At 47.6% G+C, this 12,392-nt stretch carries 12 protein-coding genes and 1 riboswitch; of the genes, 2 read left to right on the top strand and 10 right to left on the bottom strand.

All coding sequences use genetic code 11. The features are described from left to right. Positions 1 to 7: 7 nt before the first annotated feature. The 10 genes from FJQ58_RS21660 to spoIIR form a co-directional block, all read right to left on the bottom strand. Positions 8 to 931 carry an ABC transporter permease gene (locus FJQ58_RS21660; protein ID WP_139996895.1) on the bottom strand — a complete coding sequence of 308 codons (924 nt, stop codon included), beginning with the start codon at positions 929 to 931 and terminating at the stop codon, positions 8 to 10. Continuing rightward, positions 928 to 1,863: an ABC transporter permease gene (locus FJQ58_RS21655; RefSeq protein WP_139996894.1), complete on the bottom strand. Its 936-nt coding sequence runs from the start codon at positions 1,861 to 1,863 to the stop codon at positions 928 to 930. The genes FJQ58_RS21660 and FJQ58_RS21655 overlap by 4 nt, the downstream gene beginning before the upstream one ends. Positions 1,864 to 1,996: 133 nt before the next feature. After that, positions 1,997 to 3,682 carry a peptide ABC transporter substrate-binding protein gene (locus FJQ58_RS21650; RefSeq protein ID WP_139996893.1) on the bottom strand — a complete coding sequence of 562 codons (1,686 nt, stop codon included), beginning with the start codon at positions 3,680 to 3,682 and terminating at the stop codon, positions 1,997 to 1,999. Between the two features lie 681 nt (positions 3,683 to 4,363). Then, on the bottom strand, positions 4,364 to 5,611 hold the full coding sequence (locus tag FJQ58_RS21645) for a serine hydroxymethyltransferase (RefSeq protein WP_139996892.1): 1,248 nt from the start codon (positions 5,609 to 5,611) through the stop codon (positions 4,364 to 4,366). Between the two features lie 76 nt (positions 5,612 to 5,687). Then, positions 5,688 to 6,293, bottom strand: coding sequence for a TIGR01440 family protein (locus FJQ58_RS21640; protein WP_139996891.1), 606 nt, complete (start codon positions 6,291 to 6,293; stop codon positions 5,688 to 5,690). Between the two features lie 16 nt (positions 6,294 to 6,309). Further along, positions 6,310 to 6,768, bottom strand: a complete 459-nt coding sequence (gene rpiB / locus FJQ58_RS21635) for a ribose 5-phosphate isomerase B (RefSeq protein ID WP_139996890.1) — start codon at positions 6,766 to 6,768, stop codon at positions 6,310 to 6,312. Positions 6,769 to 6,866: 98 nt separating this feature from the next. Beyond that, positions 6,867 to 6,948: riboswitch (ZMP/ZTP riboswitch) on the bottom strand. Between the two features lie 71 nt (positions 6,949 to 7,019). After that, positions 7,020 to 7,607, bottom strand: a complete 588-nt coding sequence (locus FJQ58_RS21630) for a low molecular weight protein arginine phosphatase (RefSeq protein ID WP_338016159.1) — start codon at positions 7,605 to 7,607, stop codon at positions 7,020 to 7,022. Between the two features lie 33 nt (positions 7,608 to 7,640). Further along, positions 7,641 to 8,201 carry a manganese efflux pump MntP gene (locus FJQ58_RS21625; RefSeq protein ID WP_420799856.1) on the bottom strand — a complete coding sequence of 187 codons (561 nt, stop codon included), beginning with the start codon at positions 8,199 to 8,201 and terminating at the stop codon, positions 7,641 to 7,643. A gap of 131 nt (positions 8,202 to 8,332) precedes the next feature. Then, positions 8,333 to 9,394 carry an L-threonylcarbamoyladenylate synthase gene (locus tag FJQ58_RS21620; protein ID WP_139996888.1) on the bottom strand — a complete coding sequence of 354 codons (1,062 nt, stop codon included), beginning with the start codon at positions 9,392 to 9,394 and terminating at the stop codon, positions 8,333 to 8,335. A 123-nt stretch (positions 9,395 to 9,517) separates the two neighbouring features. After that, positions 9,518 to 10,282, bottom strand: coding sequence for a stage II sporulation protein R (gene spoIIR / locus FJQ58_RS21615; RefSeq protein ID WP_139996887.1), 765 nt, complete (start codon positions 10,280 to 10,282; stop codon positions 9,518 to 9,520). 189 nt (positions 10,283 to 10,471) lie between these two features. On the opposite strand from spoIIR, the gene FJQ58_RS21610 reads away from it, so the two are divergent. Both FJQ58_RS21610 and FJQ58_RS21605 read left to right on the top strand, forming a co-directional pair. After that, on the top strand, positions 10,472 to 11,344 hold the full coding sequence (locus tag FJQ58_RS21610; protein WP_139996886.1) for an RNA polymerase sigma-70 factor: 873 nt from the start codon (positions 10,472 to 10,474) through the stop codon (positions 11,342 to 11,344). Between the two features lie 133 nt (positions 11,345 to 11,477). Further along, positions 11,478 to 11,915 (top strand): carboxymuconolactone decarboxylase family protein, encoded by a 438-nt coding sequence (locus FJQ58_RS21605; RefSeq protein WP_139996885.1) that lies wholly within the window; start codon positions 11,478 to 11,480, stop codon positions 11,913 to 11,915. The last annotated feature ends 477 nt before the right edge of the window (positions 11,916 to 12,392 follow it).

Raw genomic sequence — 12,392 nt, 5'->3', positions numbered from 1 at the left:
CCACCTCCTACTTTTTCATTTTCGGATCTAGCGCATCTCTTAGACCATCGCCAAAAATATTAAAGCAAAGCATCGTAATGCTGATCACTGCTGCTGGGAAAATCATTCTCCATGGATAAAGCGTCCATGCCTTGATCGCGTCATTAATCATCGTACCGAGCGATGCAGCCGGCGATTGTACGCCTAGGCCGAGGAAGCTCAGGAACGCTTCAGCGAAAATGGCACTTGGCACCGTAAGCGTTAGCGTTACGATAATCGGTCCCATGGCATTAGGAATAAGATGCCGGAACAAAATCCGTGCAGTGCTGGCGCCTAGCGCCTGTGCAGCCATCACATATTCCTGATTTTTGAGTTGCATGATCTGTCCTCGGACGATCCAGGCCATGCTGATCCAACCGGTTATACTTAGGGCAAGTACGATGGTAAACATACTTGGCTCCATTATGACAATCAATAAGATGATGATGAGCATGCTTGGAATCGAGTACAAAATTTCGCAAAAGCGGTTCAATATTTCATCGACGCGCCCTCCGAAATAACCCATAATTCCGCCGATAATGACGCCTAGCACCAAATCGGCAAGCGCCGCATATAAACCAACCTGCAGGGATATGCCCGCCCCCATCCAAGTTCTTGTAAACAAATCCCGGCCTAGGTCATCCGTACCGAACCAATACGTTGCATTCGGGCCTAAATTTTTCTCTTTCAAGTGATTCGTTTGAAAATCCTGCTCAGATATCATCGGTCCAAAAGCCGCAGCCAAGGATACGATGATCAGAATAATCAAGCTAAGCATCGCGATTTTATTGGAACTCAAGCGCAGCCATGCATCTTTCCAGGCTGAAATACTTTCGCGGACGACGACTTCCGTATGCTTCTCGTCCTTGTTCAGCTTGTCAAACTGATCAGGCGTAAAGGTTTGCTCCTTCATCCTTTTCCGCCCCCTCTTGTCATCTTGATGCGCGGATCTACGAAGCCGTAGGCAACGTCAGTCACGAAGCGCGCAGCCATCAGTATAATTCCATAAAATAAAGTAAGCCCCATGATGAGCGTATAGTCGCGGTTAGTTATGCTTTGTACAAAGTATTTTCCAATTCCGCCAATGCCGAAGATTTGTTCAACCACAACGGAACCCGTAATAATATTCGCGGTCATTGGGCCGATGTAGGTGACTACCGGCAGTATCGCATTGCGAAGCGCATGGCGAACGAGAATGATTCGTCCACTCAAGCCTTTGGAACGAGCAGTCTTAATATAGTCGGCTGACAGAACCTCCAGCATTGTTGAACGCGTCAATCGCGCAATAAAGGCCGCCGGAAGAAAGGACAACGCAAGCACAGGCAGTATAAAATCGGTAGGGTCATTAAGTCCAGAAACGCTAAGCCAACGAAGCTTGCTGCCAAAGACATACTGCAAAATCGATGCTGCAAGGAAATTGGGAATAGATACCCCAAGCACGGCAATGATAATCGTTACGCTATCGAGCCATTTACGGTGGTTAAGAGCTGCGATGATGCCCAAAATCAGACCGGCCGCAAGCGACACAATAACAGCAAATAAACCAATTTGCGCAGAGTAAATAAAGCTTTCCTTGATGATGCGAGTGACAGACATATATTGCTGCTTCATGGACATGCCAAGATCGCCATGCAGCAAATTGTTAAGGTACATCAGGTATTGCTTCCACATCGGTTGGTCAAGTCCGTACATGGCAAAGAGGTGTTCTCTGATTTTCTCTGGAATGGCTTTTTCCCTAATAAAGGGATCGCCCGGGATGATTTTCATAAGAAAAAAAGTAGCCGAAGCTAGGACAAACAGCGACACAAACATAGACAGAAACTTCTTGGATACGTATTTAATCAACGCAATGGACACCTCCTTACAGAATATAAACAAGAAGAAGCGAGAAGAAACCAATTAGCGGAATCAATCAACAAGAAAGGGATATATGCGCACATCCCGCATATATCCCTCCCTTCAGATGCTTGAAGGTTGACTAGTTCGCTTGGTAATAACCTCTTGTGTAGTCAATGTCCCCTTTGTAATCCAAGAAGATATTTTTGAATCCTGGTTTAAGCATGTACGTGTTGCTGTAGTAGTAAATCGGCATGATTGGCATGTAATCCATCAGAATTTTTTCTGCTTCTGTCATAGCCGCAATGCGCTCTGCTTGGTCTCCGCTTGTGTTTGCTTTTTTGATCAAAGCGTCATATTCAGGAGAAGCAAAGCCAGTATTGTTTTGACCGCCGTTCGTTACGAACATATCCAGGTAAGTCATTGGATCGTTATAGTCCGCTCCCCAACCTGCGCGTGAAATTTGGTAGTTCATGGCTGTACGGTTTTTCAATAGAACCGCGAACTCTTGGTTCTCGATACCTACTTCGATACCAAGGTTTTGACGCCACATTTCAACGATGGCTTCGGCAATTTTCTTATGGCCGTCACTTGTATTGAACGTCAAAGTCACTTTAGGGAATTTCGACAGCTTAAGCTCAGCCAAGCCTTCAGCTAGCAATGTTTTCGCTTCATCAACGTTCTCTGTGAAGAAATCATCCTTCACTTCGGTACGGTAGTCCTCTTTCAAACCGATAATGCCCGGTGGTACAAAACCGAACGAAGGAACTTCTCCCGCCATCGTTACACTTTCAACGATTGCTTCACGGTCAATCGCCATTGCAAGAGCTTTACGAACTTTTACGTTGTTGAAAGGAACTTCTTCTGTATTGAACTGGTAGTAGTATGAGCTTGCGATACCTTTGGTAACGAACTCATCTTTTTTCGATTCTTTAAGAACCGGAATTTGCTCAGACGGAATTTCGCCTGTCGGTTTACCTGTGTAATCAAGCTTGTCTGTCTCATAGTTAGCAAGCTCAGTAGCTGAATCGCTGATCATTGTAAAATCAACGCCCGCGAATTTAACTTGATCTTTGTCATAATAGTTGTCGTTCTTAACTAGCTTGATGGATGTATTGTGCTGCCATTCGCTCATTTTGAAAGGACCGTTACCAATGATTGAAGCCGCATCTGCCGCCCAAGCTTCGTTGTCCTTCACGGAAGAATGAACAGGGTTGTACACATAAAAAGATGTCAGGCTCAAGAAATAAGGGGTAGGCGAGTTCAACTTCACTTCAAGCGTTTGAGCATCAAGTGCTTTGATGCCTACAGCGTCCGCGTTTGTTGTTTTGCCTTCGTTATAATCTTGTGCTCCAACGATGTAATAGAATTGGTAAGCGTAAGTTGAACCTGTAGCCGGATCAAGCGCGCGTTTCCAAGAGAATTCATAGTCATTAGCAGTAACGGGGTCACCGTTGCTCCATTTTGCATCCTTGCGGATGGTAAACGTATATGTCAAACCGTCGTCTGATTTCACCCATGATTCTGCAGTTGCTGGGATCGATTCACCTTTATCGTTTTTACGAGTCAATCCTTCATAAATACCTGTAGCAAGCGTACCTGATACGTTGTCTTCCATAAGTGCGGGGTCAAGAGTCGAAGGCTCCGAATGGATGTTCATGCGGAAAACTTTCCCTGCTGTAGACTCACCTGATGTCTCGCCGTTTGTTGTGCCGTTGTTCGTAGAACCGCTGTTGCCTGATTCCGGCTTCGGCGTACAACCTACCGCGACCATAGCAAGAATGAGCAACGCAGCAACAAAGGATAATGCAGACTTTCTTGTTCTCATTATAATCCTCCCGTTTTTTCTCTCTAATCGGTTCAATATGGGTCGACCCGCTCGTTCGATCTATATGCAAACGCCTAAGCACTCTTCCCATTCAAACATAGAGATTGAATTTATTAATATTTTTTTACTATACATCCATGTTAATTATTTATCAACAATATGTAAGCTGTAAATTTATGTATTAAATGACTTTTATCATCTAAACTTTAGCACATTGCCGCGTTTATTCGATTAAATAATTTGTTACTTTAACGCTTCGAAGCGTTTATTCAGTTGTTTATTCTGTTACTTTAACGCTTTGAAGCGTTTATAGTAAATAATTTGATTATTTTGTTCGAAATCATAAAAATCATGACCAAAAATAAAAATCTAATATTTACCATATAAATAATCGTTTTTTCATGATATTCAGGTATTAATTGTTGATAAACTCGTATTAACCAAGCATTAATATCACATTCACATAATTGTCGGATTTTATATTGAGTAAACAAGAAAGCAATCCTTTCCACTTTTTTAGTAAAAAATAGACTCCATTTTTATTTCGCTCCCCTTTTTCGCATATTCTTTTAACCTATTATTTTATAACGCTAAATGTTTTATGCACGGTTATGAAAACAAAAAAAACCCATTCGGCCGTAATCGGCCAAATGGGTTTCATATTCTGAGTGCTTAAAATAATTAGTAAGTCATACCTGGATAGAGCGGGTATTGTGCAGTAAGATCTCTTACCATGCCGCGAGCTTTATCCAAAACGGCTTGATCTTGCGGGCTGTTAAGAACCAAAGCGATGACTTCTGCAATGACTTTCATTGCTTTCTCATCCATGCCGCGAGCCGTAGCTGCTGGAGTACCGATTCGGATACCAGACGTTACAAACGGGCTAGTCGGGTCAAATGGGATAGCATTTTTGTTAACCGTGATACCAACTTCGTCAAGAACATGCTCAGCTACTTTACCTGTAATGTTTAGGCTACGAGTATCAAGCAGCATCAAATGGTTGTCGGTTCCGCCGGATACGATATTGAAGCCTTTAGCAACCAACTCTTCGGAAAGAACTTTAGCATTTTGGACTACTTGAGTCGCATACTGCTTAAATTCCGGTTGTAGCGCTTCGCCAAAAGCAACTGCTTTTGCTGCAATAATATGCATCAATGGACCGCCTTGCGAACCAGGGAATACGGCTTTGTCGATCGCTGCAGCCCATGGCTTGCGGCAAAGGATCATACCGCCGCGAGGTCCGCGAAGCGTTTTGTGCGTCGTTGTCGTTACAAAGTGCGCATGCGGCACTGGGCTTGGGTGAAGGCCTGCAGCTACCAGACCGGCGATATGAGCCATATCCACCATGAACAATGCGCCAACGTCATTCGCAATTTTGCCAAGCGTTTCGAAATCGATCGTGCGCGGGTATGCACTTGCACCAGCTACGATCAAACGAGGACGGTGTTTGAAAGCAAGCTTTCTAACTTCTTCATAATCAATTGTGAAGGAATCTTCTTGCACGCCGTATGCAACAAAATTATAAAGCAAGCCGGATGCGTTAACCGGGCTTCCGTGAGTCAAGTGACCGCCATGAGCCAGATTCATACCAAGTACGGTATCGCCAGGCTGAAGCGCTGCAAGGTATACCGCCATGTTGGCTTGAGCGCCTGAGTGAGGCTGAACGTTCGCGTGTTCTGCTCCAAAAAGCTCTTTCGCACGGTTACGTGCAATATCTTCCACGATATCTACATGCTCACAGCCACCGTAGAAACGCTTGCTTGGATAGCCTTCCGCATATTTGTTCGTAAGCACGCTTCCCATTGCTTCCAATACAGCTTCGCTAACGATATTCTCAGATGCGATAAGCTCGATGTTGTCGCGTTGACGGCCAAGTTCAAGGCCCAGTGCCTTTAGTACTTCCGGGTCTTGTTTGCGTAAGTTTTCCATTTCAATAATCCTCCTCAAAGTTAGAAAGCTTTTATTTTAATAATAAAGTAAGAATCCATTGTTTAAGGGCAATCGATCACTCGCATAATCCGGCTGATTGCTCCGGGGATATGTTGGTTTCCAGCTCGTAAACCGCTCGCGAACCGCCAATGAGCTTCGGCCGCGTGATCGCCATCGTCACATGAGCCATGCCGATCGTACGAATCGACGGGCGGACAGGAACCGCTACCCGCTTCAAATGCATGCCGATGAACGTATCGCCGATATCGATCCCGGCATGCGCTTGTACAGTCTCGACCAAGCATGGTGATTCCAACTGCCGGTAAGCATATGCCGCCATAGAACCGCCTGCCTTGGGAACCGGAATTGCTCCAACGATATCAAGCCCCAACTGCTCTGCTGCCGAACGCTCGATGACAAGAGCTCGGTTCAAATGCTCGCAGCATTGGAAGACAGGAATAAAGCCTGTTTCTCTTCGAACCGCATCAACACCCGCGTAAATCTGTGCTGCTGTGTCCGTTGTTCCGGCAGTTCCGATGTGATGCCCCAGCACCTCACTAGTACTTACACCTATGACAAGCAGCTGACTCACCGCAATTTTTCCCGCTGCTGCAAGCTCTCGAACTACGGTTTCTACCTGCTCTGCAATGTCTCCAAGCTCTGCAAGGACATTATTGCTCATCGTTATCGCCTCCTGCTTAGGACTGGCTGATATACTGCTCTTCAATTTGCTTTACTTTATTCACTCTGCCAACGTGGCGCTCTCCATTGGAGAACGGCGTTTCAAGCCAAATGCGAATAATTTCCAAAGCGACGCCTGGTCCAATTACGCGTTCACCGAGAGCCAATACATTCGTATCGTTATGCTCGCGCGTAGCTTTCGCAGAAAACATGTCATTCACAAGTGCGCAACGGATACCGCGAACTTTATTCGCAGCAATCGACATTCCAATTCCTGTACCGCAAATCAAGATACCGCGCTCTGCTTTGCCGCTCGTAACAAGGTCGCATACGGGCAACGCATAATCAGGATAATCAACGGATTGATCGCAGCTGCAGCCTACATCTTCCACCTCATGACCGAGCGACAGAAGAAAAGGCACAACCTCATCCTTCAGGCGGTAGCCTGCATGATCGGCACCAATAGCAATTTTCAACGTAAAAGACCTCCTTCGAAATGTAACATTACAGTGCTAGTATACCTATTTTTGCAGAAAAAGACGAAAAAAGAGCATGACATGCTTATTAGCATGCTGCTCTTTGCCCAGGCGACCGGCCGTATAATCCGATGCTCCACCGTGGTTAGCCCACTTCCGTCGCCAGTTACATCGGAAACCATATATTGTCCTTTTATAATAGCCGAAGCCGCTAGAAAAATCAATCTCTAATACTGGAAACTGCAGCGGAATTATCTTTTCGCAAGCTTGTCCAAAAGCTTCACAAGGGCATCCTCAATTTCATTCGCGCTGCTGTCATAGATCGAAAGCGAGCCTCCGAAAGGATCAACAATGTCGAAGCTTGGAATGCGACGCTCCAGCTCAAGCAGCCGACTGCGTTCAGCCGATGTGAGCTGCTGCCCCAGCGCTTGCTTCATATGAAGCTCCGAATAGAGCCGCTCCAGCTCTTCAATGTCTGCAAGCACAGCTGCATCTTGATTAGCGTATTCCTTTAACGTATACGTTTTATCAACGGCTTCCGGATGCCATTGCAGCAATCCCCGCTTATGGTTCGCCGTCATCGTCAAGATAAGATCAGCCCAACCCACTGCCTCGCTTGTTAAAGCCAGCGAGGTGCTTTTATGATCAATGTCCCGTTTTTTAAGCGTTTCTACTGCATGAGACGATACAGGCAAGCCGTCAATCGTCGAGATGCCCGCCGAGCGAACTGCCACAGTCATGCCTCTCAGAGCAGCCATCCGGCGGAGCATAGCTTCCGCCATTGGCGAGCGGCATGTATTGCCGGTACAAACAAATAAAATACGCTTCAAACTGCCCACTCCTTTTCCACCCTAGTCAATGCTGCCTACTTATCAAAAAATAAACAAAATGCCAAACACGAACAAGATTCCTCCGCCTATGGCCTCGCCATATTCACCAAGGTTCCCGCTTACCTTGCGCCCCAGCAGCAAGCCGCTTACCGACATCAGACCGCCTAAAATACCGAACAGCAAAATGGTCATCCATAAGTTAGCCGAAAACATGCCAAGCGTAATGCCAACTGAAAACGAGTCAATACTAACGCTCAGCGATAGTACGAGCAGGCCCCATAACGATTTATGGTCGAACGATTGGACAGCCTCGCCACGCAGTGAGCTATAAATCATGTGGCCGCCGAGCAGGACCAGCAGAATTCCAGCAGCGGTCGTGGCTACGTCGCCAAGCAAGCCGCCCACATACTGACCGGTATAGATCCCGGCAAGCGGCATTAGTACATGAAACAACGCAATCACGACGCCCAGCTTTAAAATATCCCGCAGCCGTATGCCCTTCAGCCCAATGCCAAGCCCCAATGAAAAAGCATCAAGCCCAAGTGCCACTGCTATAATGAACAGCGTCAAAAATTGCCCGGCCTGCATATGTGCTTCTACCACAGTCGATCTCCCCCATGTCCGCGCATAGTCTATATCCAACATATGCGGGCATAAGGACAAACATACTACTGATGATACAAGCTATTTAGTTAACATGAACCTATTCGTTGCACTTGGTTCGCGGTTTTCACCTACACTCGAATGATTCGGTTGCCAGCCGCTTTGGCCAGCCTATTCATTAGGGCTGCGCCTATGCCATGCTCCTGGCAGCCTTCTGCCCATATCCGCTGCGCTCCCGCTCCGTCAAAATCACGCAAAGCCGCGTATAATCGATGCGCCGCAGCCTCAAGCTCGCCTTCGCTACCCAAAGACAAAACAGAATCGGCCTTATAGCGTGCAACGCGCTCTTCAAAAGCGAGCACGCCTGTCCGCTCGCCGCGCTGCCATGCAGCTGCAACTCCTTCTTGTATATACGCCGCTACTGCCTCAGGGTCGCCACATATAAGCTCCAGCTCGCCTTTTGGCGCGTAGTGGGTATATTTCATGCCTGGAGAACGCGGAGCGAGCTCAGGCTCGGCAAGTCCAACGTTATCGATGTGCGCAGCAGGCACGGCCTGCTGCAGCGCTTCGAGCGTAATCCCCCCGGGCCGCAAAATGCGTACCGTATGATCATCGACAAGCTCGACGACCGTCGACTCCAAACCAACGCCGGTTGGGCCGTCATCCACCACGCCATCAATGAGCCCTTCCAAGTCCTCCAACACATGCTGTGCCAGCGTTGGGCTTGGCCTGCCCGAGCGGTTCGCGCTTGGCGCCGCAACCGGACATTCCGCTTGGGCCAGCAGTGCAAGCGCTGTGCGATGATCAGGCATGCGAATCCCGACGGTAGCTAAGCCTGCGGTTACGAGTGGCGAGAGCGCCTCTGGGCGGACAGGCAGCACGATCGTCAGCGGCCCGGGCCAGAAACGATCCATTAGCTCCTCCGCCAGCTTCGGATAAGGCCTAACCAGCTCATCCAGCTGCGCTCTGCTTGCTATGTGCACGATGAGCGGATTGTCTGACGGACGCCCCTTGGCCGCAAAGATCCGCTCGACAGCTGCCGTACTTCGTGCATCAGCACCTAGGCCATATACCGTCTCCGTAGGAAAAGCGATCAAGCCGCCTTTCCTAAGCGCGAGAGCAGCTTCGGAGAGCTCCATTTGAAGCTGCTTTTCACCTGACTGCTTTACTTCCCATATTTTTGTTATTGTCATCTATGCTTCAATCCTTGCTTGTATATGAAATCTTTCATTCATCCGCTATTATAGCACAAGCTTCCGAAAACGAGCAGAAACGGCGGCCAACTCTTCATAAAATGAAGCCAGGGCCGCCGTTTTTTATGAAAATAACGATTTAATCCAATCTATAAATGACTTGATCATTTCCCAGAGGAAAAACTTCGCTTCCGGCACTTCGCCATCCTGGGCTGCGGCTGCAGGCTCTGCTTGCTGCGCAGACGCCTTCTCCACTTCCGGTTCAGCTTTCACTGCTGCCGTTTGTACCGAACCGTCCGATGCGGCTGCCGATGCCTCTCCGCTGCCTGCGTCAATGAAGCAAAGCGGCGGGAACAGCACGCACCACCAATTTTGGCCGCCGCCCTCGCCAAGCGTAATAAGAAGCGCTTCATAGTCACCAGCAGGGTAAACCTGGTCGCCATACATTTTCGTCGGGAAGGGTACCATGCCGAGCTCAGCTTTAGAACCATAGGCAAAACCACGGCTCTCCAGCACCCTTGCTGTAATGCGTTCAATTTCCGGCATATTGGCTAGGATCGTCTGGCGGGCTTCCTCAATCGTCTGAGGGCCGGTCACCCAGCTATCCATCGCTTTCACGATCTCATCGCGGACCAAGCGCTTAACTACCTGATCAACGGGATTGTCGGAATTGGCTAAAATACGAAGGCGGATCGCTTCGGTAGGAATTTGTCCGCCAGCCACCGCTGCGTCCATTTGCTGGGCTTCCCAGCTCATAATCAACAAAATAAGGGCAAAAACAATAAAACCATATGATCTACGGTATACAAACCGATTTGTGCGAGACGAATGGGAAGAAGACGTTTTTGAAAGATTAGAATAGGAATGAAATGAATGATTGCTGGACATACACACAAGCCCCTCTCGTCGCACCCGTCAGTGCGTCTGCTTGCGTTCCGGAACGTATCTATCCGTCATTATGTCCAGCATCCCGAATATATAAACCTAGCAATCTACCTTTTTTCTAAACGAGACTGATGTATAATAGCTGCAATCTATTCCATTTTCAATTTGCCTATAAAGGACGGATGATGCCCCATGCATTTTGAACAAACCTATACCACTTACAGGCCTCTGCTTCATTCCATCGCTTATCGCATGCTCGGCTCGTTAAGCGAGGCCGAAGATCTCGTTCAGGATGTATTTGCCGACTACAGCCTTCTGGAATCGGGTAACATTCAGAATGAAAAAGCCTATCTGGTTCGAATGGTGACCAACCGTGCCCTTAACGTCAGCCAATCCGCGCGCAAACGAAAAGAGGTATATGTCGGAGAGTGGCTTCCCGAGCCTGTCATGGGTTCTGCCGAGCTGGACCCCGCTGAACTCTATATCGAGCATGAATCGGTTTCCTATGCGCTGCTTGTCATGCTGGAGAAGCTATCCGCTATCGAGAGGGCGGTATTCATTCTCAGGGAATCCCTGCAGTACGACTACGCCGAAATTGCAGCGTGCCTGCAATTAAAAGAAGCGAATTGCCGAAAAATTTTTAGCCGGGCTAAGGAAAAGCTGCATTCGGAACGGAACAGTTTGCCTGTCAACACGGCAAAAGCCGAGCCGCTTGTCACGGCTTTCATGAGTGCCACGGCATCAGGGAATTTCGATCAATTGCTCACTCTGTTGACAGAAGAAGCGATTCTCGTCTCCGATGGCGGAGGCAAAGTGCGTGCTGCGATCTTTGCAATTATTAGCAAAGCACGCGTGCTGGCCTTCTTGGAAGGCGTCATCAAACGCAACTTCTTGGGCGATGGCCACCAATACGCGGAAATTAATGGACAAGCCGGCATTATCATCAGGCTGGACGGAAAAATCCATAGCGTACTCAGCTTTCAGCTGGATGAATCGGAACAAAAGATCGAACGGATTTTCGTCGTATTAAACCCGGATAAGCTAACCTACGTTAAACTCGATTAAATGAGCACGATCTTTTTTTTGAAATATTTTAAATTGTGTGTCACAACTGCTGCCCCCACTTTGTCTTAACTATTGAACGCAGGCGAAAGCCTGCAGAGCTATACAAATCGAATCATTGAGGAGAATGCAGAACATGACTACAAGAACGGTAATTGCCAAAGAGTTGCCTAATGCATACCAAGCCATGATGGGATTAGAAAAATATTTAGGTACGACCAGCCTCGATAAATCGCTGAAGGAGCTCATTAAAATTCGGGCTTCCCAAATCAATGGCTGTGCCTTCTGCATCAATATGCATGCCAAGGACGCACGGGCACTTGGCGAAACAGAGCAGCGGATTTACGCTTTGAGCGCATGGCGCGATACGAATTTCTTCACGCCGGCAGAGCGCGCGGCCCTTGCCTTGACGGAATCAATGACGCTCATCACGAAGGAGCATGTGCCGGATGCAATATATGATGAGGCTGCCCGCCATTTCGACAGCAAGCAGGTTGGCGAGATCATCATGGCCATCGTTACGATCAATGCTTGGAACCGTATTGCGATCAGTACGAACATGATGCCGGAATAACTTCAGCTCGTAGCATTAACCAAAGTTTAAAAGCAAATCGAGTTTGCTGTTGTTGTTATTCGTCTACTTAAAGTCAACTAATGCCTAGAAAAAAAAGATGCCCCCGGATAGGAATTGAACGTAGGCCAACAAGATTACACTTTGCTGAATAGTGTACCTCTTGTGGTCCGCCGTTCGAAATTCTGTCGGGGGCATCCTTTTTTGTGATAGAAACCGTGCGTTTGCTGTTATTTTGCTGTAAGCGCATAAGGCTAGCTCCTTAAACGAGTGACTGTGAAAAATAACGGGAGTTTGTCCAGTTAATTCGTCTTCGTTCAGACTAACCTACCTTTTAGATGGAATTTTTCCTGCTAATATGGAGTAATCTGCCGTATACGGGTGGTAAGAGCCATATTAGCAGGAGGGATTCCCGTTAACTTCAATAAAGCATCGATTTATGCCGAAATAACGGGAGAAAATCCTGTTAAGTGTATGAAA

It is taken from the genome of Paenibacillus paridis (genome assembly GCF_006345825.1).
Classification (GTDB): Bacteria; Bacillota; Bacilli; order Paenibacillales; family Paenibacillaceae; genus Pristimantibacillus; species Pristimantibacillus paridis.
Note: the sequence above shows the minus strand (reverse complement) of the source record. Positions and strands in the feature narration are given on the sequence as shown.